The organism is Chitinophaga sp. 05T412, assembly GCF_056396465.1.
Window position 1 is genome coordinate 253,641 of sequence record NZ_JBFTLN010000016.1, and the last position, 25,644, is coordinate 279,284.

General features: G+C 43.7%; 20 protein-coding genes. 16 read left to right on the forward strand and 4 right to left on the reverse strand.

Features of this window, described 5'->3' with window-relative positions; translation table 11 throughout:
- Window position 1 precedes the first annotated feature (1 nt).
- Window positions 2–346 (reverse strand): VOC family protein, encoded by a 345-nt coding sequence (locus AC1DFM_RS28695; RefSeq protein ID WP_477080216.1) that lies wholly within the window; start codon window positions 344–346, stop codon window positions 2–4.
- Between the two features lie 274 nt (window positions 347–620).
- On the opposite strand from AC1DFM_RS28695, the gene AC1DFM_RS28700 reads away from it, so the two are divergent.
- The 12 genes from AC1DFM_RS28700 to AC1DFM_RS28755 all read left to right on the forward strand — a co-directional run bounded on the left by AC1DFM_RS28700 (window position 621) and on the right by AC1DFM_RS28755 (window position 15,598).
- A complete protein-coding gene (locus tag AC1DFM_RS28700) occupies window positions 621–1,676 on the forward strand; it encodes a hypothetical protein (RefSeq protein WP_477080217.1) in 1,056 nt (351 codons plus the stop codon).
- An 11-nt stretch (window positions 1,677–1,687) separates the two neighbouring features.
- The gene (locus AC1DFM_RS28705; protein ID WP_477080218.1) at window positions 1,688–3,130 is read left to right on the forward strand and encodes a hypothetical protein; all 1,443 of its coding nucleotides are present in this window, start codon (window positions 1,688–1,690) and stop codon (window positions 3,128–3,130) included.
- Between the two features lie 62 nt (window positions 3,131–3,192).
- A complete protein-coding gene (locus tag AC1DFM_RS28710; RefSeq protein ID WP_477080219.1) occupies window positions 3,193–6,405 on the forward strand; it encodes a hypothetical protein in 3,213 nt (1,070 codons plus the stop codon).
- Window positions 6,406–6,428: 23 nt separating this feature from the next.
- A complete protein-coding gene (locus AC1DFM_RS28715) occupies window positions 6,429–10,817 on the forward strand; it encodes a DUF6443 domain-containing protein (protein WP_477080220.1) in 4,389 nt (1,462 codons plus the stop codon).
- A gap of 5 nt (window positions 10,818–10,822) precedes the next feature.
- Window positions 10,823–11,107: a hypothetical protein gene (locus AC1DFM_RS28720; protein WP_477080221.1), complete on the forward strand. Its 285-nt coding sequence runs from the start codon at window positions 10,823–10,825 to the stop codon at window positions 11,105–11,107.
- A 683-nt stretch (window positions 11,108–11,790) separates the two neighbouring features.
- On the forward strand, window positions 11,791–12,048 hold the full coding sequence (locus AC1DFM_RS28725) for a hypothetical protein (protein WP_477080222.1): 258 nt from the start codon (window positions 11,791–11,793) through the stop codon (window positions 12,046–12,048).
- A 225-nt stretch (window positions 12,049–12,273) separates the two neighbouring features.
- Window positions 12,274–12,951: a hypothetical protein gene (locus AC1DFM_RS28730; protein WP_477080223.1), complete on the forward strand. Its 678-nt coding sequence runs from the start codon at window positions 12,274–12,276 to the stop codon at window positions 12,949–12,951.
- Between the two features lie 15 nt (window positions 12,952–12,966).
- Window positions 12,967–13,368, forward strand: coding sequence for an RHS repeat domain-containing protein (locus AC1DFM_RS28735; RefSeq protein WP_477080317.1), 402 nt, complete (start codon window positions 12,967–12,969; stop codon window positions 13,366–13,368).
- Entirely contained in the window at window positions 13,340–13,918 is a 579-nt protein-coding gene (locus AC1DFM_RS28740) for a hypothetical protein (RefSeq protein ID WP_477080224.1), read from the forward strand. The genes AC1DFM_RS28735 and AC1DFM_RS28740 overlap by 29 nt, the downstream gene beginning before the upstream one ends.
- A 9-nt stretch (window positions 13,919–13,927) precedes the next feature.
- Complete coding sequence (locus AC1DFM_RS28745; protein WP_477080225.1) at window positions 13,928–14,464, forward strand: hypothetical protein; 537 nt, start codon at window positions 13,928–13,930, stop codon at window positions 14,462–14,464.
- 223 nt (window positions 14,465–14,687) lie between these two features.
- Window positions 14,688–14,975, forward strand: a complete 288-nt coding sequence (locus AC1DFM_RS28750) for a DUF1493 family protein (RefSeq protein WP_477080226.1) — start codon at window positions 14,688–14,690, stop codon at window positions 14,973–14,975.
- Between the two features lie 161 nt (window positions 14,976–15,136).
- Window positions 15,137–15,598, forward strand: a complete 462-nt coding sequence (locus AC1DFM_RS28755; RefSeq protein ID WP_477080227.1) for a hypothetical protein — start codon at window positions 15,137–15,139, stop codon at window positions 15,596–15,598.
- Window positions 15,599–15,665: 67 nt separating this feature from the next.
- On the opposite strand, the gene AC1DFM_RS28760 is transcribed toward AC1DFM_RS28755, so the two are convergent.
- From AC1DFM_RS28760 to AC1DFM_RS28770, 3 genes are all read right to left on the reverse strand, one after another.
- Window positions 15,666–16,445, reverse strand: coding sequence for a M90 family metallopeptidase (locus AC1DFM_RS28760; RefSeq protein ID WP_477080228.1), 780 nt, complete (start codon window positions 16,443–16,445; stop codon window positions 15,666–15,668).
- A 6-nt stretch (window positions 16,446–16,451) separates the two neighbouring features.
- On the reverse strand, window positions 16,452–18,047 hold the full coding sequence (locus AC1DFM_RS28765; RefSeq protein WP_477080229.1) for a M28 family metallopeptidase: 1,596 nt from the start codon (window positions 18,045–18,047) through the stop codon (window positions 16,452–16,454).
- Window positions 18,048–18,133: 86 nt separating this feature from the next.
- Entirely contained in the window at window positions 18,134–20,500 is a 2,367-nt protein-coding gene (locus tag AC1DFM_RS28770; RefSeq protein ID WP_477080230.1) for a T9SS type B sorting domain-containing protein, read from the reverse strand.
- Window positions 20,501–20,699: 199 nt separating this feature from the next.
- On the opposite strand from AC1DFM_RS28770, the gene AC1DFM_RS28775 reads away from it, so the two are divergent.
- From AC1DFM_RS28775 to AC1DFM_RS28790, 4 genes are all read left to right on the forward strand, one after another.
- Window positions 20,700–21,623, forward strand: coding sequence for a dihydrodipicolinate synthase family protein (locus AC1DFM_RS28775; protein WP_477080231.1), 924 nt, complete (start codon window positions 20,700–20,702; stop codon window positions 21,621–21,623).
- Complete coding sequence (locus AC1DFM_RS28780; protein ID WP_477080232.1) at window positions 21,620–23,209, forward strand: aldehyde dehydrogenase (NADP(+)); 1,590 nt, start codon at window positions 21,620–21,622, stop codon at window positions 23,207–23,209. Before AC1DFM_RS28775 ends, AC1DFM_RS28780 begins: the two co-directional genes overlap by 4 nt.
- A gap of 10 nt (window positions 23,210–23,219) precedes the next feature.
- Window positions 23,220–24,221, forward strand: a complete 1,002-nt coding sequence (locus tag AC1DFM_RS28785; RefSeq protein WP_477080233.1) for a 4-hydroxyproline epimerase — start codon at window positions 23,220–23,222, stop codon at window positions 24,219–24,221.
- A gap of 116 nt (window positions 24,222–24,337) precedes the next feature.
- Window positions 24,338–25,582, forward strand: coding sequence for an NAD(P)/FAD-dependent oxidoreductase (locus AC1DFM_RS28790; RefSeq protein ID WP_477080234.1), 1,245 nt, complete (start codon window positions 24,338–24,340; stop codon window positions 25,580–25,582).
- Window positions 25,583–25,644: the final 62 nt, after the last annotated feature.

Below are 25,644 nucleotides of genomic sequence, written 5' to 3' on the forward strand. Positions count from 1 at the left end.
TTTATGCCTGTACCAGTTCGATTTTTCTTCCATCTGAATCCTGTATCAGTGCAGTATAGCCCCATTCAGTAGTGGTGGCCTCATTAATGATACAAGTGGGTGGTAGCTGCTGCATTAAGTTATCGAGATCGTCTACGGTGAAGCCTAAACGGGTCGTATGATCGGCTTCCGTTGTGCCTTTGGGTAGGGGATAGATTTCCAGGGTTATATTGCTGTTAATGCTGGCATAGTGGTATGGGCCGGTGCCATGGCGGTGATGATGGAATTCGAAGCCGAGGAGGGTATAGAATTCCGCGAGTTGATCCGGAGTAGATGTTTTGATGACGAGGAGTTGGAGTGTAGGCATTGTTTTAATGAATGAGGATTGTTTGATTGTTGTTTTGTTGTTAGATCAAAGTGGGCTTGTAATTCCCATTTATTTATACAAAAATACTGACGATTACAACTAAAGTTGTAGTCATTGTTTTGAAATAAATTATTTCCTTTGTGGCAGTGTTAACCTTTTTATTTATAACAAGATAACTGTAGTTTTTTATCCCATAGTAATGAGTCGATTTTTGATGTTCGTACTATTGCAAGCACGTATTGATAGCCCTGATAAAGTTTAATAAGTAATCTATATGAAGTACACATTTTTATTGTCCCTTTTGTTCCTGACATCATTGAGCGTAAGTGCTCAGAACAGATTTGATGCTACTGGAAATGCCGGTATTGGTACTACAACTCCAACAGAGAAATTGGAAATTTCATCCAATACACCGTCCCATATAAAAATCACTCGTGGGGATTATATGGGAACAGTGGGTTCCCTCCGGTTTAATGTATTGGGTACTGATGTAGGAGCATTAGAGGTAGAACGTTATTTGGCCTCAGGAAGACGGTCTGCTATGAAATTCTTTGTCAAAGGTGACAGTTTATCAGAAGCAATGAGAATCATAGAGACTGGCGCCATAGGGATAGGAGAAACTGCACCCGTTGCCAGGCTGCATGTAGTAGGAGATAACAAAAGTTTGCTGGCAAGATTTTCACAATCAGGTATGTTAAGTACGGACGGTAATGTTTCCATCGGTAATGCTACTGGTACTGCCGGCTTTTTTTCCCCAAGTCTTACAGGAAGGGCATATATGCCGGGGCGTGCACTGGGCCTTTATATCATTGGAGAAACAGACGACGTAGTACCTCTGGCATCGGATGCTAATTATGGGGCTGTTATTTTAACTGGGCGAACCAAGTCGGCCGGACGCTTTGTAAACAACAACGTACTAGCTGTCAATAATGGAGATTCCAATTTGTTGATGGTAAAAGCCAATGGCAATATAGGTATCGGCACCACCGCCCCAGGTCCTTATAAACTCGCCGTGGCAGGAACTATTGGAGCCAGAAGGATAAAAGTAACACAGGTAACCCCATGGGCTGATTTCGTCTTTGCAGCTGATTATAAACTCCCCACCTTACAGGAAGTGGAAGATTTTATCCAGGCGAATAAGCGTCTGCCTGAAATTCCTTCTGCAGCGGAAGTTGCAAAGGAGGGTATTGATCTGGCAGAAATCAACCAAAAGTTGTTGCAGAAGATAGAGGAGCAGATGCTCTATATCATCGAAATGAATAAGAAAATAAACACTCTTACAAGTGAGATGAAGGAGATCAAATCCAAAGTGGCAGCGCCTTCATTGTAATCGACCCTTTCATGAAATGTAGCTGTTTCCTTATCCTGTACTTTTTTGTTAGCGCTGTTACCCTACAGGCGCAGGATAGCCTCATAAAAAAAGATAGCCTGGTTAAGAAAGTGACTCCTATACCGGGGAAATATCTTTYGCAGGTAAAGCAGAAGTCCGATAAAATGCAACGACAGGTATCCAGGCGCAGTGAACAGGCGTTGAGCCGGTTTATGAAGCAAGAGGAAAGATTAAAGCGCCGTTTAGGAAAACTGGATTCTCTAAAAGCGAATAATCTCTTTGCGCATTCCATCGATTCGTTGGGGAGCTTAAAGTCGCGCATGAAAGGCAAACTGGGTAAATATTCTGGGGCTTTATCCCGGGTAGGCGGTGGACAATATCTGGATAGCTTGGGTAATTCCCTTGCCTTTCTGAAAGAATCGAAAGGATTGTTAGCGCAGTCAAAGGGGATCACAGATAAACTCAATGGTTCTTTAAAGTCGGTAGACAACCTCAAAGATAAACTCGCACAGGCTGAGCAGATAAAAGCGTATATCCGGGAACGTAAACAATTGCTGAAAGAGCAATTGAGCCAGTATACCGGTTTTACGAAAGACCTGCAGAAGATGAATAAAGAAGCCTACTACTACGCCCAGCAGCTCAAAGAATACAAGGAGGTTTTTAAGGATAAGAAAAAGGCGGAGCAAAAGGCCATGGAGGTGATTAAGAAATTGCCTGCCTATAATAATTTCATGCAGCAACATTCTCAACTGGCCAGTCTTTTTAATATCCAGGGCGCTACCGCCTCTGCACAAAGCCTTGAAGGACTACAAACCCGTAGCCAGGTGGAGCAAATGATTCAGCAACGCATCGGCAGCGGCCCCAATGCCAGTGCCGCAGTGAGTCAGCAAATGGCAGAAGCCCGCAGCAAATTCGATGAGCTGAAAAGCAAGTTCCCTGATTTGGATAACGCCGCTGAAATGCCAGATTTCAAACCTAAAGAAATGAAGACTAAGAGCTTCTTACAACGAGTAGAGTTTGGAAGTAATATCCAGTTTCAGCGCAGTACTAAATTCTTTCCTACTACCGGAGATCTTGCAGGACAAGCTGCCTATAAATTCCATAAAAACGGCAGTGTGGGGCTTGGACTTTCGTACAAGCTGGGCATGGGCACTGGGTTCGATAATATCCGGTTTTCCAGTCAGGGTATGGGTATCCGTTCTTTCATTGACTGGAAACTCAAAGGCACTTTCTTTATAAATGGAGGCTATGAGCAGAACTATCAGCCGGTGTCAGCAGGGTTGCCAGAAGGCATTGGGCAGCAATGGACGCAAAGTGGATTGATAGGGATTAGTAAGAAGTACAAAATCAACAGTAAGCTGAAAGGGAATATGATGGTGCTGTTTGACTTTTTGTATAGTTCGCATGTCCCGAGAACTGATCCGGTGAAGGTGAGGTTGGGGTATAATTTTTAGAACACTTGGTTATTTGATCTAATTTTTTATCATTCTATATTTTATAGGTAGAGAATAATTTTATGAGTAAGTTTATTTTTATAGTTGACCTAAGTAGATCCCGCTCCAATTTGGTGAAGCTATTGGTTTGTAGTCTTCTTTTGGTTGGAAAGTTAGCCTATGCGCAAAAAAGCGATCCGGACCTACCAATATATAATCCATTAATTAGCTCACCATCACCTAACGCAGCAAAACTTGGCGTGTACGGAGATGTACCAGTAAGCCTTTTTAGTGGAACACTTGATTTAACAATTCCTATTTATGAGATTCGTCTCCCCGATTTCACGTTACCAATTAAGTTAAGTTATAATGCCTCTGGGATTAAGGTCGGTGAGGTTGCTACGGATGTTGGACTTGGATGGGTCTTAAACGCTGGTGGTACTGTTGCTTCTAGTGTTAGAGGTAGAGCAGATATGCTACCAAATAGATTTATTCCAGCGGATATCAGCAAGTTTGATCCGAATGACAGGACAATAACAACGCCTGGTGGGACAAGTAGCTATGACATGGCTATGCGGATCATCGATCATAATTATGATACAGAGCAAGATATTTACTATTATAATTTCGCCAATTATACAGGAAAATTTATATACTCTAATGATCTGACTCGCATAATTCCAATTCCTTACACCAATTTAAGAATAGAACGACCATATAAAATAGTAGATGCACAAGGTAATATTTTTGAATTTGAGGTTGAYGAACAGTCTGGCATAGATGAAAGGTGCGCTTTTGGAGATAGAGACTCTCGTCGTGTGGGCGGCGAAGGTAGCATTACCAGGATGCTTACCAGGATATTAACAAGTAATGGGCACGAAATAAAATTCGCTTATGAGCGAGTAGAATTGAAATATCCAGTGGGCACAAGCGAAACAAGATATATATCACCTGCCGGAGTCCCTGGTAGTCAGTGCGAATCGTTAGCCAGTAAAGATAGACTATGTACTACCATTAATCAGGTAAACCAACAACGCTTAATTCATATTACCGTAGATAGCAGTGACATAGTCGTGAATTTTGTTTATGATACAGTAAAGCGTGAGGACCTCGCACTTGATAATATGCAATATGGTAACAGACTTGCAAGTATTGAAGTATTAAATAACCAAAAAAGCATTAAAAAAATAACTTTTCAACATGGCTATTTTAGAAGTAGGACAGACTATAATAATTTGTCAATAGAGGATAAGGGGTTAAACTCAAGATTAAAATTATTATCAGTTTATGAGGAAGGAAAGGGGGCATATGTTTTTTCATATAACGAGACATATAATATGCCTAATCGGCTCTCATTTGCTCAGGATGATTGGGGATATTATAACTCCGTAACTAATAATTCAACGTTGTTACCGAAGAGTTATTACACAGATGGCAGAGGTGCGGATAGGGAAAGCCGCAAAGAGAAAAGAGATCTTTGGATGTTGACGGGCATCAAGTATCCAACGGGAGGTTCCACTTTATTTGTATATGAGCCACATGTTTCGAGGGAACAGGTAACACGTACAGAGATAATAAATAAGACTTTATTTTTCTTTCGAACTAGTGGTCGTTTTGGTAGTCAGACATTTTACGTTGATAATTTATACTACAAAGGGCTCTTTAACTACATACTTTCAGATGGTGGAATAGGAAAAAATGTGGCTACTGTTACTGCGCCCAACGGGGATATGATCAGTTTTCAGCAAAGTGGACAAACTCCATATGCATTTTCTAAAGGAACGTATAACGTCGAAATTACGAGTACGACAACAAACAATAAATCGATTCGTGCGTCGGCTGATGTGGACAGTATTTATCATGTTTGGGAGGATGTTCCTGTTGGAGGTGTTCGTATAGCCAAAGTTACAGATCTTGACATTTCAGGAAACACAATTAATACATATTACAATTACAATTTACCAGATACAAATATTTCAAGTGCGGTTTACTTTCATAGGCATTCGTATTCGAAAAATGAATTTAGGACCAGAAAAATTGTCAATGTAGTGCCAGTGGTTTGTAATTATTTTGTTTTGTCAGCAAGCGCACTTCCAGAATTAGGGAGTGATGCATCGGAGCAGGCAGTGGGCTATAAATATGTAACTATTACAAAAGACTCAGCAAGAATATGGGGAAGAGTTAGAAATAGATTTTCTGTTGATGAAAAGGAAATATTAGGAGATATTAAGAATAATTCAAGGCTTGATTGGTGTCGGGGATTAAATTTGGAAACCTCTAGTGAAAAATATGATTCATTGGCCAATAAATGGTATCCTGTTGAGAAAAAGATTAATTATTACAGAACTAATTTTAATCCTACTGATGATGATACACCAAGATACGTAAGCGAACATGAGGAAATTATACCCAGTTTTAAACTTGCTTATGCCATGCCGGAGAATGTTGGGGGCTTTGAGTATTATTTCCCCGCTGAATTTTTCTTCAATGTTTTTCGGTACGTGTCCGGATGGGTTAGGTTAGACAGCTCTATTCAGATTTTCTATTCAGACGTTGCAACAGATTCATTGCAAAAGAGTTTCAAATATAATTATAATAACTATACGCATGTTCAACCTACTGAAATTTATTCTGCTGATAGTAAAGGAAACGGAATTAAAACAAAGTTGATGTATCCGCATGATTTTCAAGGAAACAATGTTTATGATACTATGGTGAAGAGGAATAATATAGTTCCTGTAATTGAACGTGATATTTATAAAGCAGATAAACTAGTAAAGATGAATAAGAATGAATTTGCCTTATTTAATAGTAATAACCTTACGTTACCTGCTGTAGTAAAAGAAAAGAATGGTGAGAACCCCCTTGAGGTTAAAGCAAGGTTTTATAGGTATGGCAACAAAGGTAATTTGCTGGAGGCATCCAATGAAAATGATATTCATTATAGTTATCTATGGGGATATAATGAGAATTACCTGGTTGCAAGTGTAATGGGTAGCGATTACAATACTGTTCAATCCTTTATTACTAACAAAGACATTTTAAAAGCACCAACAACGGATCAGCTATTACGTAGTGAATTGAATAACATAAGAACTGGTCTTATGAACAGTAATGCACTTGTTAAAACTTATACTTATTCCCCATTGATAGGCATGACGAGTGAAACCGATTCAGCTGGAAAGACTATTTATTATGAATATGATATTTATGGAAGGCTGAAGGATATTAAGGATCTCAACGGAAAGATTCTGAAACACTTTGACTACCAATATTTGCAGCCAATTACGCAATAATTCATCCACGATACCCTTGACTTATGAAAATTATAAATGTATTTAAATTCATTCTTGGCGTTATTTTATTGTGTGGTGTAGTTAAACTAAATGCACAAAATGTTCCGGCGGCTACATTCCGGGTAACTGCAACGCCAGCGGCAGTTCCTCCTGCCTATAACATTTCTTCCATCAACTATATCCGTACCTGGGAGCCTTCTTTGCCTACAACAGATACTTCTTTCGTAAAGGCTGCGGGTCGCTCTGTCAGTGAAGTAAAGCAGTCTACTCAATATTTTGATGGACTTGGACGTCCATTGCAGACCGTGAGTAAAGGCGCCAGCGCTGGTGGAAGGGATGTGGTAGCACCGGTTGTTTACGATGAATTTGGCAGAGAAGCATATAAGTATCTTCCCTATGTACCCAAGACGGGTAATACAAATGACGGTAAATTTAAAGTGGATCCGTTTGCTGCTCAACAGGCATTTTACCAGGATACTACGTTTAGTCGGTCTGAGGCAGGAGAGAAGATTTATTACAGCCAGGTAGACTATGAAGCATCTCCCTTAAACCGGGTGCTTAACACATATGCTCAAGGCAGTAGCTGGTCTAAAACAGGAGGGAATCATCCCGTGCGGCAGCAATACCTGGTGAATACCTTAAGTGATTCAGTGCGCATCTGGGATATCCCTTCAGAAGGAGGAATCCCTACCAGCACAAAAGTGTATGCTGAGGGAATGTTATACAAGAATACTCTTACAGATGAAGGGGGGAATCAGGTAGTGGAGTATAAGGATAAATACGGATTGGTGATCCTGAAGAAAGTGCAGTCAGATAAGCTTCCCGGGTCGGCACATATGGGGTGGTTATGCACTTACTATGTTTATGATGATCTGAATAATCTTTCTTTTGTAATCCCGCCATTGGCTGTGGAAATTATAGTGGGGAGCTGGAATCTAAGCAATGTTGCAGCAGGACTTTGCTTTCAATATAGCTATGATGGCCGTAACCGGATGATAACAAAGAAAGTACCTGGTGCTGCGGTTACCGAAATGGTGTATGATGTCCGCAATCGGTTGGTATTTATGCAAGATGGTAATTTGAAATTAGCCAATACCTGGCTGGTAACATTCTATGATGTTTTAAACAGACCCGTTGAAACGGCGTTATACAAGAAAGCAATTACCAGGTCAGTACTTCAGCAGAGCATGAATGGAGTACTTAATACTACTGATTCCACCGTATATACGTTTCCGGGAGAATCAGACCTGGTAACAGGTTTATATGGTCGTGATAAGTACGAAGCCACCAATAGTATCACACTGACAGATGGGTTTGATACCGGTAATGGGAAAGAGGTGGAAATGCTGATTAACACAGCATTGAATAATGGGAGAGGGGCAGTACAGGTGTCCAATCCGTTACCTAATATCGCAGCAGCAGATCTAACTCCTATCACCTTTACCTTTTACGATGGTTATAGTTTCACCGGTGTGCAATCCCCGGCTAAAGGAGATTCGTCTAAACTGAACGCAGGTAGCAATCCCTATAAAGAACTATTTGAGATTAATTCTATGACCAAAGGACTGGTCACCGGCACTAAAGTCCGCATTTTAGATACAGATCAATGGCTAATTACCACCAATTATTACGATGACAAAAGTCGTCTGATACAGTCTATTAGCGACAATGCTACTGGAGGACGGGATACACTTACCAATCAATATGATTTTAGTGGTAAATTATTAAGTTCCTATCTCCGTCAGACTAACATTCGTAGTGGTACAATCCCTCGGGTGACTACGCTGACGATGATGTCTTATGACGCAGCTGGCAGATTAGATTCAATAAAAAAGAAATTCAATGATACAGATCTCTTGTTGAGAACGATTGCTGTAAATGAATATGATGAGCTGGGGCGGCTTAAAACCAAACGCCTGGGCATAAATGGGGCCGGAGTTCCGATGGAATCACTGGTTTATGATTATAATATTCGTGGTTGGATGAGGGGAATTAATAGACAGTATGTGAGTAATGGGAGTAGTGCTTATTTCGGGCAGGAGATGAATTACGATTATGGATTTAAGGATACTGTTTTTAATGGTAATATTTCTGGCGTCAGTTGGCGAGGCTGGAATGATCAGATAAAACGTGCCTATGGCTATAGTTATGATCGCGCTAATCGTTTGACTAAGGCGGAATTCAGGCAACAGAATCCATCCAATAGTCCATGGACAAAAGATAAGGTCGATTTCTCTGTTGATGCCATCACTTATGACGCGAATGGTAATATTGGCAAAATGAGTCAATGGGGACTGGAGGGCACTACCAGCAAACCAATTGACAAACTTGTTTACAGCTATATTCCCAACAGCAATAAGTTACGTAGCGTATATGATAGTAGTGGTGTAATCAGTGCGCTTGGCGATTTTAAAGACGGAAATCCTATCGGAGATGACTATCGTTACGATACAGTTGGTAATMTTATTAAAGACGCCAATAAAAAGATCGACTCTATTGCCTATAATCACTTGAATCTACCAATATATATCGGTATTACGGGTAAGGGAAATATTCGGTATCAGTACACTGCTGGGGGAATAAAGGTGAGAAAGATCGTTACTGATCTGACAAGTGGACAGTCCAAAGTTATCACTACCGACTATTCAAACGGGCTGGTTTATCAGAATGATACCCTCAAATTTGCAAGTCATGAGGAAGGTCGTATTCGTACAGTATTTAAAACGGGGCAACCGGTCAATTGGACATACGACTATTTCGTGAAAGACCATATAGGGAATACCCGGCTGGTATTAACCGAACAAACAGACCGTACTATGTATACCGCCACAATGGAAACACCAGTAGCGGCTACAGAAGGCGCGTTATTCAGTAATCTAGACAATACCCGTGCAGCCAAACCGGTAGGTTACCCCGCAGAGGAGAATGGCAGCACTAATCAGTCAGTGGCCAAGTTAACTGCCACTAACGGAGGAAAGAAAATAGGCCCCTCGTTGGTATTGCGTGTAATGGCCGGAGATACTATAGAAATAGGAGCTAAAGCCTTTTATAAATCCTTAGGTCCTAAGGATAAAACATCCGGTAGTACACCTGTAGAAAATATACTTGCAGACTTAGTGCAGACATTTAGTGGTAGCGCGTTTTCTGAAGGAGCTCACGGTATTAGTACAGGTAATAATAGCTCTTCATTTAATGCAAACTTCTACAATAATGACTATAAGCGCCTGAAAGAAAAGGATCCTGATCAGGGTAAACCGGACCGCCCCAAGGCTTATCTTAATTTTGTTTTATTTGATGATCAGTTTAACTTAGTTGATGAGAACAGTGGCGTAAAGCAAGTGAAAGCGGATCCGGATCAGTTACAGACATTGGTGCAGGATAAAATGCCTATTAAGAAGAGTGGGTTCTTATATGTATATACCAGCAATGAAAGTCCACAGGATGTGTTCTTTGATAATGTAATAGTGGGGCAAACATCAGGACCGGTGCTAGAGGAAACGCATTATTATCCGTTTGGGTTGACAATGGCGGGGATTAGTTCGAATGCGTTGAAGGGGGCGAATTATGCGGAGAATAGGATAAAGTATAATGGAAAGGAGCTGCAAAATAATGAATTTGGAGATGGTTCAGGGCTTGAACTGTACGATTATGGTGCCAGAATGTATGATCAACAGATTGGAAGATGGCTAGTTTTAGACCCTTTGTCAGAAAAAATGCGTAGATGGTCGCCTTATAGCTATTCTTTTKACAATCCACTTAGGTTCATTGATCTGGACGGAATGATACCAATAGATGTATCAGCTGGTCCAGGCCCTGCCCTAAAGCAAGAAGGCGTAAAGTTTCTTTCGAATCCTAGTGTAAACAGAGAGCTTACCGCTATGGTAGCTTCAATGAAACAGATACTTTATGGAACAGCCTCAGTTGAAGCCAAAGCTTGGGGAGCTGGAGTTAGCGGAAAGGTAGGACCAGTATCCGTCGGAGCAAGTGTTGGGGTATTGAACGGAGAGGCATCTTTAAATCAGAATGCTGACTTGAAGTTTACTGGAACATTGCTTAAAGCGGAAGCAGAGGCTGGAGTCGGAGATGGTAAAGCAAGCGTTAAAGGAGAGGTTGGAAAAGGTGAAGTAGCTGTAAACCTACAATCGCTGGATATTTCACAGGATCTGTCTTTGGCAGAGGGCTCAGCTAAAGCTGAAGCTGGTAAGTTAAGTTTGGATAATTCATTGATGTTGGGTGCGGGGGGGAAATTAGGCCCAGTGAGTGTTGAAGGAGGTATCAATTTGGGGAAAGTTGCTGAAACTGTTGGGCATATATTTGGCGCAGTTGGTGAGTATGTAAAGGGTATGATTCATCCTCCGAAGCCCAGTGTTGAAATTGGAAAATTGGAAGTTGTTAAAGTAATAAATGAATAAATCTTATGGAAAAAGTTAATTACAGGTTTAAATCCCTTTTTTTAGCATATTTATTTGGTTATATACCATTTGCATTGTTGGGTGCAATTCTTTCATTGGTAAATGTTTTGCCAGTATCGTTTAACGGACATTCTTATTATGGAATAGTTGGATTCGCCATTTCAATTCTAACCGTACCCTTTGTTGGGTTTGTCTTTGGAATTATAAATTGGATCTATTTGAATATTGGGGCTTCTATTTATAACTACATAGTTAAAATGCTGTCGGCTGGAAGAAAAGGAGATACTTAATAGTTAAGCGCTAAATGTATATTGATAAATAAAATGGGCTGCAGGCAATGTCTGCAGCTCATTTCTATGATGTCCACTTGTACCAGATCTTTTTTTATTCACACAATATTTTTTTTAAAATATTACATTGTATAGAGATAAATAATTCAGTATGGCCCTCATCAATACATTTTTATATTAAGTTGAATTGTGCCCCTGATCGGTATTCTATGTCGATGTTTGATGATTCGTTTAAAAGACAATCAAAATTTGAATACGCTTAATATTCCCAAATTATGAGAAGAGTCTTTATTCTGGTGTGGGCTAGCAATGAAAACCAGCAATATTTTTTCTTTGATGATGTTGAAATTGCGCAAATGACTGGGGCCGTTGTAGAAGGAGACACATTATTATCCGTTTGGGCTCAACATAGGTGGGATAAGTTCCAATGCATTGAAAGGGTCTAATTATGCGGAGAATAGAATGAAGTATAACGGGAAGGAGTTGCAGAGTAAGGAGTGCGTGGATGGAAGTGGCTTGGAGTAGTATGACCATGGGGCGAGGATACAGGATCCTCAAATAGGAGTTTTCGACAAATAGACCCTAAATGTGAAATATTCTCCCAGGTCCCCCCTATAATTACTGCTATAATAATCCGATGTTATTTATTGATCCGGATGGTATGATGGCTCAATGTAATTGGAATGATGGTAAGTATTAATAGCCCATTCCAAGCATATTTTACAATTGGGGAACAGAATTTTCAGGCTAAAGATATAGCTGGTTCATCTGCATTAGCTAGGATAGCTGGGAGACTTGCAGGTACACCTGGTCTGCTGCCAAGCGCAGCTCAGGTTTTGGTTTTTGCTTGCGGTGTTGGCGGCAATTATAATAATGGTGCTGAGCTCTTAAAGGCGCTAGCAAAGAAGCTTCATGCTACAGTATTTGGGAATCAAGTTTAACAGCATCGAGTGCAGGAGTCTTTAATAGTGGATCTTTGTCATTTAAACGGGAAAATTGGCCAGGCGGACATGATCAGTTTGGGAATTTCTCTAGTTCTTATAGTAATACAGGCAATTGGACAAGAGCATATGAAGTGGGTAGTTCACAAGTCAGCGAAACTGTGYATCATGTTACTTTGGATGCCTTTGGGAAAATACATTATGAACAATAAATATCTATGAGATATGAGAAAAGTATTTATCGCAATGATTGTTTTTGCTGTTTTTTTTATTGGGAGATATAGTACAAATGCTAAGGACTATTCGACAAATGAAGAAGCAAGTTTTGAAGACATTGATATGTTTTCCTTAAGTGGTATAAAAAAAATGGGAATTAACCCCTCTTATCCATATGTAAAGATATCTCCCGAAAATGAAAATAAAAGAAAAATCAGCTATTGTATTAATAAGAAAATGAAGATTGACAGGGAGTATAAAAAGGTTAGCAGTTATTGGACTACAAGCTATATCGAACAGGGTGATACATCTAAGGAGCGGGTATTTGAATATATACTTCCCGATAAAATAATAACACTTAGCTATTTAGTAGGGAACCATAATCAAAATTCTTATTTAAGAGAGGTTTCTATTTTAAGAAAATGGAACGAAACAATATATCTAATACAGAATGATTGGAAAGTGAAACCCAGTATTCGAGTTTCAGATTGGGTTGCACCTCATGCCCAAGTAACCCATAAGAAGCAAATAGTCGTTAAGAATGGTATATTAAATTTACTTGAGAAAACGTATGCTGAGAATGGGAAATTAGTTGGTAATAATAAAACTTGTTATGAGATTGGCAGCCACTCTTATTTCCATTGGCGCTATCTAATCCTTGATAAAAAAATAATTGCCTGTGAGTGAGTGATTTAAAACAGTCTGTGGACGGGAAGTTATTATCCATTTGGGTTGACGATGGTGGGGATTAGCTCCAATGCGTTGAAGGGATCTAATTATCAGGAAAATAGAATGAAGTATAATGGGAAAGAGTTGCAGAATAAGGAGTTTGGTGATGGGAATGGGTTGGAGTGGTATGACTATGGGGCGAGAATGTATGATGCGCAAATAGGTAGGTGGGGGACAATGGACCCTAAAGTGGAGAAGTATAACATGTTAAGCCCATATAGCTATGCAATGGATAATCCCATTTTGTTCGTTGATCCTGATGGGAAAGATAATGTTATTTATTTACAAGTTTTGAAGAGCGCCAATCTTAAGAAAGCCCAAATTGATGCAATCGTAAAACAGGCAAATGCGAACTTTAAAGAGATGGAGGCTTAGTACACAAGTCAAGATTTTTAAAGGTAAAGAGCTTGGTATATCTAAGATTGATAAGACAGATGCGGTTGCCGTATTAGGAGCCAGGAATGATGTAATTAATACAGTATCAAAAATGGATGCATCCTTTGCCAAGGATCTAAGTAATAGCCCAGAATTTGGGAGAACAGAAAACCCAGAGAGAAGTGAAAATGATAGAGGAGCTCCAAGTGGAAATATTATCGCAATAGATGCTAAGCCTGCAACGGATTATAGTAAAGAGGTTAAAGCAACTTCTACAGAGGGGACGGCATTTTTAATCAATCACGGTGCTGGACATAATGCGGGTATGCCACATGGAGGAACATATGGTTCTGATATACCTTCCCATAGTGTGATGTCGAGCGGGCAGCGAATTTATGATAATACAGGAAGCCCATTTGCGAGTCCGACAAGGGAATTTAAAACTTTGGGAGACTTTATAAAGACAAACGATAATCATGGTGTTATAAAGCAGAATTACATGCGAAGATTTGGTAATAACAGTCCTACTCCTAAATTGCCTACAGAATAAGATAATCCTATGAAAAAAAGTATTCTAATTAGTATATTAATAGCAATAGCAGGTTGCATTGCGAGAAAAGAAAACACTGCTACAGAATTATATAATGATAAGTCGGGTTTTTGCATAAGAGCACAGCTCCCTGATGAATGGTTGGACTATAAGGGGGGACATGCTTTTTTGGATGAAAATTTTATATTCCAAAATATAAAGGGGGCAAAAGATACTTCATCATGGATGGTATTACGTGTTTATGAGTTTAAGTCGATAGCGCAAAACCGATTTAATATTGATTCAATATTAAATTGGCAAATAAACTTAGCTCAAGCAGGGAATAGAACTACTAATATTTTAAGTAAGAATGTGAGTGAAAGATCCCCCGGGGAGGTTATAGGCTTCTTTGACTTTACAACAAAGAATGCTAATAGACTAGATTATTCAAGGTTCCTGATTTTTTATCAAGGAAAGAAAGTTGGGGTTTTGGAATTGCATCATAAAATTAATCGGAATATGTTTTTGGAGATGGCTAATCCAATAACAGCCTCTTTAGATAATTGAGATAGCTATGACAATATAAGAAAGCCTAAAACAGATAATCCTCAAGCCTTGCTTGCGATTATCTGTTTTAGGCTTTTAATTTTTTAGCGGTAGTAGTGAGTTGTGCTTCTTTAAGGAACGCATCCACCACGCACAGAATGGTATTGCGATCTTCTTCAGAAATCTTATCCAGCAGCTTGTCTTGTCCTAGAATAGGTTTACGGATTTAAAAGTAAGTCCTAAAATGAAAACCTATTCTAGGACAAGACAATGTGCAAAATTCGAAGTACCTATTACACTGGAAACATCATTTGAAGATGATCTTGGCATAACGGGTGACGATGGTGAAGACCTGATAGTACAATTTGGAAAAAGGTATGACGTAGATATTAGTAACTTTTATTTTACAAAGTATTTTTACCCTAAACCACCTATATTTGTTATGCCTGATGAGATAAAGGGTTTAAGAGTAGTGCATCTTATGAAAGCTATTGCCGCAGGCCGATTGGATGATGATGTAATTAATGGGTAAATTAGAATCTCATGTTAACCTGGCTTTTGCTATAGATTTATCCAATGCACAGTTTTTGCAGCAATTGTTTATGCCCGCAGAAATGGTTAACCTGGCAGCTGAGTTTGGTATCAGCATCCAGATCTGCGTTTATAACACTTTAAATGAATAACTATCGCCACATGAGAACAATACCTCGAATAATAACATTTATCGTTTACCTCATCGCTGTAGTATTCGCCTACCTATCCAGCTACGGTTGGGTTATTGAGCGGTTTTCTACGGTGCAATATGCAACCGATAGCCTGGGAATCGGCAATGGAAATTGGATCACCCTTGTGGGCTATTGCATCTGGACCTTTGGTACAATGGAGTATGTGGTGAGTAGACTACAGACAAATACGTTTTTAGTGCGACTAACTATTTTGCTTTTAGATGTGTTGGCCGTGCCATTTAGTATGGTACTGTTTGTTTTATATAACAATACTCCCCGTACAGGCGTTGCCACTGCCGTAGATGTACTGAACATTTTTTTCCTGTTGATGGCTACCGGAGGCCTAAATGGAGTGTTTATGCTGGTGCTAAAAATATGGGAATGGTTGGTGCAGAATAGAGGTAATAATAGTACTCCTAACGCCAGGTAAATCACCGCGGTTGATGGCCGGATATGAGGACCACAGAAGGTCTCATATCCAGCAAATAGATTACTCACTACACTTTCCCAGCCGGGTCCTGCTGAAATATCTTCGTCAACATGCCATACAATTCCGGATGTTTCTCCGCCAACAAATCCGGCCGCTCAAAAAAGTACTCTGATATCACCGCAAAGAATTCCGCTTCATTCATCGCAGCATAGGGATTAATATCCGTATGCCCTTCTGAAATTTCCTGTATGGTCTGATGCACCAGCTTCATCCACGGAATGGCGTAGCTGTGGTCCAGCAGTTTGCTCGGGAAACCATCTATGCTGCCATCTGTTTTATCCAGCAGGTGCACGAACTCATGAATGGCGGTATTATTTTTATCCGTGGTATTGGAGAAGCCTTCGCGCAGGGCGGAGCGGGAGAGGATCATTTGTCCGTTGAGTGCGCCGGTGCCTACCATGCCGAGAATATTACGGCGATTTCCTTCATATTGATAGCTTTCATCGAAGGTATCTGGGTAAAGGATGACGTTAGTAAGATTAAAATATTCCCAGTCTTTGAATCCAAAGATAGGGATGATGCCGCTGGCGGCAACGAGTACGCGGTCCAGGGCGGTTACTTCGGTACCTACGCCTTCTATGCTGGTTCTTTTGAGAAAGCGTTGTACCATGCCTTCGAAGCGCGTTTTATCGGACGCACTTAGTTGTTGGTAGTAGCGCACATGTTCCTGCAACAGTGCCTGGTATCCTTCTGGTACGGCTATTTTCTTGCTTTGCCTGCGACTATACATATTTTTGAAGTACAGAAACAGGATGAGTCCTATCATAATCAATCCGAATATCACCATGGCTATTTATTTTCTATATGCTTTAAATTCTGATCCATTTTTCCATTTTGGGAAGCTGCTCTCCTGGCTGAGGTGGTAGCCTACATCGAATAACAGGCGAATGTCTTCTACCATGCCATCCATGTTCCAGGTGGCGGGGTTGAATTCATCTGCGGGGGAGTGGTAACGTAAACGGTTATACGCCGCCGTCTGTTCTTTGGCCCATCCGGTTTCGTGGCCGATGGCGTCTGTACCTGGACCGATATACAGGCCTGGTACCCCTTTCTTGGCGAAGTTGAAGTGATCGGAGCGGAAAAACCAGCCACCTTCAGGATTAGCCTCGGGAATGGTGGTGCGTTGTTGCCGTTGGGCTGCGCGCAGGGCGTATTCATCTAACTCAGATTGCCCGTAACCAATGACGGTAATATCTTTGGTGCGACCAAAAGTATTGAGTACATCCAGGTTAATATCGGCCACTATTTTGTTCATCGCAAAGGTGGGATGTGAGGCATAGTATTCTGAACCCAGCAGCCCTTGTTCTTCGCCGGTAACGGAGAGGAAGAGCACGGAACGCGCGGGCTGTTGCGGCAAACGGGTAAAGGCGGTAGCCAGTGCCAGTAAGCCGGCGGTGCCGGTGGCATTGTCAACGGCGCCGTTGTAAATAGAGTCGCCTTTAACGGGTTCGCCTATACCAAAATGATCCCAGTGGGCGGAATATACAACACATTCCTGCGGCCGTTTGGCGCCGGGTAGTACGGCCAGCACATTATGGGAGGTTGACTTTTTTATCCTATTATTTATTTCGAGAGATGTTTGTAAATGGAGGTCTACCGGCCTGAAATCTTTTGTCCTGGCCTTTTGCATGATATCAGGTGAGATGCCTGCCAGCTGGAATATTTTCCGGGCAGCTTCCTGTGATATCCAGCCTTCCAGTGCGGCGCGGTGTTGATTGTTATCAGCCGTTTGCAGATAGAGTTTAGAGTTGGACCATCCGCTGCGTACTACTTTCCATGGATAGCTGGCGGCGGCAGTTTCATGGATGATGATTACGCCCGTAGCGCCTTGTCTGGCGGCTTCTTCAAATTTATACGTCCAGCGGCCGTAGTAGGTCATGGTGCGTCCTTTGAACAGCGTGCTGTCGGCGAATCCGGGATCATTGATGAGCACTATCACCGTTTTTCCTTTTACATCCAGCCCTTTGTAATCGTTCCATTGGTATTCCGGCGCCACGATGCCGTAGCCGGCGAATACCAGCGGGGTATTGCGGATGCTGACCTGATCCTGTACGCGGCGGGTGGCGGCGACAAAGTCTTCCAGATACGACAAGGATACGCTGCCACCGTCACCTTTGATGACGAGATCGCTGGCGGGCTTGGAGTAGATAGATACCATAGGTACCTCCTGGAAATAGCTGTTGCCATTCCCGGGTTGTAGTCCCAGTTGTTTAAACTGTGCGGCCAGGTATTGAATGGTGCTGTCTTCTCCGCGGGTGAAGGGTTTGCGGCCTTCAAACGCGTCGGAGGCGAGTACGCTGATATGTTGCGCCAGACTGCCTGCGTTAATGGCTTTGATGGCGGTGGAGTCTTGTGCAATGGCCTGGCTGCCCGTTAAAGTGGCTGCCATAGCTAATATAATGGGTACTTTCAATGTATGTACAATTTATTCCGCGCAAAAATTAGGGGACTTCCGGTAGAATTCCAAAAAATGGATTACCGGAGCAGCACCGTGGTGCCTTTACGGAATATTCTTTTGCCGCTTTCTTTTTCGGTGTATTCCAGCATCCAGACATAGGTGCCGATGTCCGCCGGTTTTCCATTTACGGTGCCATCCCATTTGTGGCGCCAGTCGGTGGTTTCAAATAACAGGTTGCCGTTCCGGTTGTAGACGGAGAAATGCAGCTCCACTGCTTTATAGGCATTCAGCGGATAGAGAAAATCGTTTTGCCCATCGTTGTTGGGAGAGAAGGCGGTGGGTACATCTATATAACAGCTGGATACGGCAGTAATGTAATGATCTGCGGTATCCTGGCAGTTCGTATCATTTTTCACGATGAGCCGGATGAGATATTGTTGTTCTTTTTGGGTGGGGATGTATTGCATGCGGACAGGGGTAGCGCCGGTGGTGCGGGCGCCGTTGCCATAGTCCCAGATCCAGGAGACAATGGTGCCGAGACTTTTATTCTGTGGCACAACCAGGTCCAGCGGGCAATAAGGACCGGGATCTACATCAAACAGGGCTGTTACCTCATTTCTGAGGAGAGTGTCTTTACTTTTGGTATCTGAACATACGCCGTTGGAAACGGTTAGCTGCAAGTGTTTCATCCCTATGGTGGAATACACTTTTACAGGATTTTGTATGTCAAAAGTTTCTCCATCGTCGAAGCTCCATTTCCACTGGTCCACCTGGTTTTTTCCTGAGTGCTGCAAATGGAAGGTGCTGACCTTGCATACCTGTTCGACGGTGTAGGTAAAGGATGCATTAACGGTATCGGCTGTACGAAAAACTGCTTGTTGGTTAATGGCTGCGGATTGCCAGCATTCGCTGAGTAAGGTATTACCATCCGTACCATTGCGGACTGTGATGAGGTAATCGCCGCCAGTTTGAATAGGGGCGGATAGTTGCAGATCAATACTATCGGCCAGCTGGTTGCTGTTACAGATACCACTGGCTTTTACAATATTGACAGGCCTTGGACCATTGATATGAAAGTCGCTGCCATCCGGCGCAATAGAGCTGCAGCGCACGGGAGTAGACACGCCTATTCTCACGGTCGTTGGACTACAAACGGCGGGGGCGGTAATAGTAGCCAGCAGCACTGCGGGTTGCGGCGCCATCGTAAAGGATTGGGTGCCGCCTGCCGGTGTTTGTACATGGCATTCGCTCTCAATGGTATTGCCATCAGGCCCTTTTACCAGGGTTACTGTATAATTGCCTGCCTGTAATATTCTTTTATCCAGTTTTAGGGAGATGGTAGTGGTGAGTCCATCACTGCTGCAATTGCCGGATGCGCCAATAATCTTAGCCGCGTCGGGGCCGCTGAGCACAAAATCTTTTCCATCCGGGGAAATCGACTGACACCGGATGCCCGCCTCAAATGTCAGTTGCAGTTCATCTGGTCCGCAGGGAGGTGTTTTAAGGGTACCCATAGGTACCGGAAGGGTAGGGAATACCCGGAAGCTGACAGACTCGCCAACCGGCAGCTGGTTGCCACAGGCATCCAGGAAGGTGTTGTGATCCGTACCGTTTTTCGAAATAACACTATAAGTACCTACGGGCAATTGTTTGTCAAATTGCAGTAGCAGAGAATCGGTATCAAACCCACTACTGCAGCCCGCTCCGGTGATGCCGATCAGTTTAACGCCGGGGGTGCCGGGGCCGTTAAAGGTAAATTCGCTGCCATCTCCGGAGATGCTGTTGCAATGTATTTTTTTGCTGAGTTTAATGCCGGCAGAAAAAGGACCACAGTTGTAGGCGGACTGTTTCAAATGAGGGACGCCCGGATCTGTTATCACAGCAGTGCCTCCACTAAAAGACAAGTCATATCCACTCTGGGAATCTGAAAAATGGCTGATGAGCAACAGGTATTCATGCCCCTGCTGCAGCGTGGGCATTTTGTTGAAAAGCGGTTGTCCGGGGCCACCACACACTGCATTGGAAGTGCCCGCAGCGGAAGCGCCGGTATTACCGAATTCTCCTGACCAGTTCATACAAACGAACAAACTGCCATCTGTAAATACATCATTGGGATTCCGTCCGGTAATGTCAAATAGTTGCCAGTCATAGTCCTCCTGCAATATATGCGGCTGAATAGTAAAGCCAAGTGTTCCTGTTTGAAAGCAGGTAAATTTATACCAGTAAGGATTTTTGTTGGTATGCGTTTCGTCGTTACTACAGCCGGGGCCGGGGATGGGTGTGGCGCCACAAACAGGCACAGAAGCCTGCTTGAAAACCTGGGTGCCGCACACCGGAAATGCAGAGGAAGGCGTTTGACCAATTCCTGTACAGGACTGGCTTCTGCCTGTTTGCGTACAAAGCAGTAACGTTAACAAATAGACGAAATATCTTAGCTGAAGCATGGGATACCTGGTTGACGGGGGAATCTTTTAAATTAAAGAAAATTTCCCATACCTGGACATTAAATTCTATGCAGATATTTTTTGTTTCCTACGTAAAGCGCCTTGTTTTCGGTTAAAATATGCGTATAATTGATTAATTACAGCAGCATGCCATAGCGGGTCTCCAGCTATTTTTGTTGGCATAAAAAAAGATAGGAAAATGGCACAAATTAACTGGCAAGGCGTATTTCCCGCTTTGCTCACCCCTTTCACCGCCGACGATCATATTGATTATGAGATGTTCGACAAAAATCTGCAGGCGCAGGTAGATGCAGGCGTTAATGGTATTATTCTGGGCGGCTCACTGGGCGAAGCCAGTAGTTTACAGAATGAAGAAAAGTATGCGTTGGTAAAACATGCAGTAGCTTTCCTGGGTGGTAAGATCCCCGTTGTGATGAATATTGCGGAGCAAACCACTACCGCGGCTATCGGCTGTGCAAAAGCAGCAGAAGAAGCGGGTGCAGCTGGTTTGATGCTGTTGCCTCCTATGCGCTATAAAGCAGATGATGCAGAAACGGTGGCCTATTTCCTGGCGGTAGCCAACAGCACGCCATTGCCCATTATGATCTATAACAACCCAATAGATTATAAAATTGTCGTGACCATGGACATGTTTGCGGAGCTGGCCAAAGCCCCCAACATCCAGGCGGTAAAAGAATCCACCCGCGATACCACCAATGTAACCCGTATGATCAATCGCTTCGGTGACCGCTTCAGTATACTGGGTGGCGTAGATACTTTGGCGTTAGAATGCCTGGTACTGGGTGCCAATGGATGGGTAGCCGGACTGGTAGATGCTTTCCCCCGTGAAACCGTTGCTATTTACCGCCTGGTAAAAGCTGGCCGCATTCCGGAAGCTCTCGCCATTTATCGCTGGTTCATGCCATTGCTGGAACTGGATATCGTTCCTAAACTGGTACAATACATTAAAATGGCCGCTACTGCTACCGGCATCGGCAATACCAACCTGCGCGCACCACGTCTGTTGCCTACCGGCGCAGAACGTGCACATGCTGAAAAAGTAATTGCGGAAGCCCTGGCCACCCGCCCTGTGCTGCCGGAATATTTAAATCTCCCTGGATGATTACTGGAAAAAATATAATAGGCTTCGCCAACACTGCGGAGGGAACAGATGTACTTCGTGCATACAACCCCGTTAGCAATGCCGCGTTGCCGGAAACATTTGCCATCGCTACTACCGCAGAGATAAATCTCGCGGTGGATAAAGCGACTGCTGCTTTTCAGGTATACCGCCTTTCTTCTCCGGAAGAAAGAGCGGTTTTCCTGGAAACCATCGCCGCTGAAATACTGGCACTGGGTGATATATTGCTGGAAAGAGCAGTCGCCGAATCCGGCCTGCCTTTGGGCCGTATTACCGGAGAACGCGGACGTACTATTTCTCAACTGAAACTCTTCGCGGACGTATTACGGGAAGGTTCCTGGGTGGAAGCAGTGATTGATCCCGCACAACCGGATCGTACACCGCTACCGAGAGCGGATATACGAAAAATGTTGGTGCCTCTGGGGCCGGTACTCGTATTCCCCGCCAGTAATTTCCCGCTCGCCTTCTCCACTGCGGGTGGCGATACGGCATCGGCCCTCGCCGCAGGCAACCCGGTCATTGTGAAAGCACATGAATCGCATCCCGGCACCAATGAACTGGTGGCGCAGGCCATCCAAAAGGCCGCACAGCAATGTGGTTTGCCGGATGGGGTGTTTTCCAGTCTTTCCGGCGCAGGCGCTGCTATTGGGCAACAACTCGTAAAACACCACGGCATTAAAGCCATCGGTTTTACTGGTTCGTTTAAAGTGGGTACTGCTATCTTTGATGCAGTAGGCCAACGTCCGGAACCCATTCCTGTATATGCGGAAATGAGTAGTATCAACCCTGTACTGCTGTTGCCGGCTAAGCTGGCAGCGTCGGCAGAGGTTGTGGCGAAACAATATGCACAGTCCATCACCCTGGGCACTGGTCAGTTCTGCACCAATCCCGGTCTGCTCATCGCGCTGGCTGACGAAGCCACTACGCAATTTGCCAACACCCTGCAACAGGAGTTGTCTGCTATCCAGGCGGGCACCATGCTCAATCCCGGTATCTGCTACCACTATTACGAAAACAGGGAGCAGCTATCACGCAGAAAAGGGGTGGAAACACTGTTTGCCGGCAACCTGGAAAAGGCGGCCACCAAAGGTTCTCCCGCACTTTATCGCGTGAGCGGTCAGCATTTTATGGCCAGCGCAGAACTGCAACAGGAAGTATTTGGTCCCACCTCACTGCTGGTGGTATGCGAGCATGAAGCCGAGTTACAGGCGGTTATTGCACAGTTACACGGACAGCTAACCGGTACCGTAATGGCGGAAGAAGCGGATCTGACACACTTTTCGGCGGCTATTGCTGCATTATCTGAAAAAGTGGGCCGTATTATTCTGAACAATGTGCCTACTGGTGTGGAAGTGTGCTACGCGATGCAACATGGTGGACCCTTCCCGGCTACCACGGATATACGAAGCACTTCCGTAGGCGCTTCGGCGATTGTACGTTTCGTAAGACCGCTATGCTACCAGGACTGGCCATCAGACCTGCTCCCGGCAGCATTGAAAGATGAAAATCCCTTAGGCATCTGGCGCCGTGTAGACGGTCAGCTGACAAAAGACGCCGTTAGAAAATAATTTGAATGCTATGGCTGCTAAAACTTTTTTTTGCATAGATGCCCATACCTGCGGTAACCCGGTAAGACTGGTAGCAGGCGGTGGTCCTATTCTTACCGGAAATAACATGATGGAAAAACGCCTGCATTTTCTGCGGGAGTTCGACTGGATTCGCAAAGGATTGATGTTTGAACCGAGAGGACATGATATGATGAGTGGCAGCATCCTGTATCCACCAACAGACGAAGCCAATGATATCGGCGTATTGTATATTGAAACCAGTGGCTGTCTCCCTATGTGCGGTCATGGTACCATTGGTACTGTGACGATCGCTATAGAACAGGGACTGGTAACCCCTAAAGTACCAGGCAAACTCCGGTTGGAAACACCGGCAGGACTGGTATTGGTAGATTATGTACAGGAAGGGAAGAAGGTGAAATCTGTAAAGCTCACCAACGTAAAATCTTTCCTGGCAGCGGAAAATCTGGAAGTGGAATGTCCTGATCTGGGTACCTTGCGCGTAGATGTAGCCTATGGCGGTAACTTCTATGCCATCGTGGACCCGCAGGAGAACTTTCCCGGACTGGAAAACTATACAGCAGATCAGCTTATTTCCTGGAGCCGTGAATTACGTAAACGACTCAACGAAAAATATACCTTCGTACATCCGGAAAATGAGCATATCAAAGGACTGAGTCATTTACTGTGGACGGGCGCCACCATCAACCCGGAGGCAACCGCACGCAATGCCGTGTTTTACGGCGACAAAGCCATCGACCGTTCTCCCTGTGGTACCGGCACGTCCGCAAGGATGGCGCAGTGGCATGCCAAAGGAAAATTGAAACAGGGCGATCGCTTCATCCATGAAAGTATCATCGGCTCACAATTCATTGGTACTATTGAAGCCGAAACCACGGTGGCCGGTAAACCAGCAATTGTACCCGGCGTTGAAGGCTGGGCCATGGTCACAGGCTACAACACCATTATCCTGGACGACGATGATCCGTATGTACATGGATTTCAGGTCCTGTAGCATCGGCAGCCAAATATCGTTTATACAGCGCCGTTAGATGATGGTTACGGTTAAACATTATCGGGAACAAGGAACCCGGCGAATAAAAGCGCCGGGGGATCAAATTAATAGAAGATATGAAAGCAATCGTCATAGGCGGTGGTATTATTGGCCTTAGCAGTGCTTACTACCTGCAGGAAAGCGGTTGGGAAGTCACCGTTATTGATAAAGGAGATTTCAGCAACAACTGTTCCTATGGCAACCTGGGCATGATTGTGCCCAGCCACTTTGTACCATTGGCGGCGCCAGGTATTGTATCACAGGGCATACGCTGGATGTTTAACAGCAAGAGCCCTTTTTATGTAAAACCTGCGCTCAGCAAACAGCTGATCAGCTGGGGACTGAAATTTGTGAAAAGTGCCAACGCACAACATGTGGCGGCATCGGCATTACCCCTGCGGGATATCAACCTCTTTAGCCGCTCGTTGTATACGGATCTTGCGCAGCAGGAAGGGTTTCACTTTGGCCTTGAACGCAAAGGCATCATCATGTACTATAAAACTGCCGCGGTGGGAGAGGAAGAAGCGCACATGGCACACCAGGCAAACGATATGGGCCTGGATGCAGTGGTGCTGGATAAAACCGCTTTGCAGCAGCTGGAACCACAGTTGGAAATGGATGTGCTGGGAGGCGTACATTATCGTTGCGATGGTCACCTCTATCCCAATGACCTCATGGGACAACTGATCGCTTATTTACAACGAAAACAAGTACAATTTCTCCCGAATAAAGAAGTAACAGCGGTCAAAACCAATGGGCAAAAAGTAACTGCCGTAGTTACCGGCAGCGAAACACATACCGCCGATTTATTTGTATTGGCCACCGGCTCCTGGACGCCTGCAGTAGCACGTTTGGCGGGAGCATCCGTACCCATGATGCCAGGAAAAGGATATTCCGTGACGCTGGAATCACCTGCCGTAAACCTGAATATCCCGGCTATTTTATGCGAAGCCAGAGTAGCCATGACGCCTATGGGCAACCGCTTACGCTATGGTGGCACCATGGAAGTAGCACCGGTAAACGAAAACGTGAATATGAACCGTGTGGCAGGAATCGTAGATTCTATACAACATTATTTTACCAATCTCCCGATAAAAATGCCTGAAAAAACAGCCGTATGGAGTGGATGCAGACCCTGTTCACCAGATGGTTTGCCATACATCGGTTACCTGCCAGGCTTCCAGAACTTTTTACTCGGCGGCGGTCATGCCATGATGGGCCTTAGCCTGGGACCCGCTACCGGTAAGCTGTTGACAGAACTGGCCAATCAGCAGAAGACAAGCATCGATATAAACGCTTTTTCGCCAGCAAGATTTAGATAAGCAGAAAGCGGAAAGCAAAAAGCAAAAAGCTATTGTAGCGGATGGACTCAAGCGGATATGTT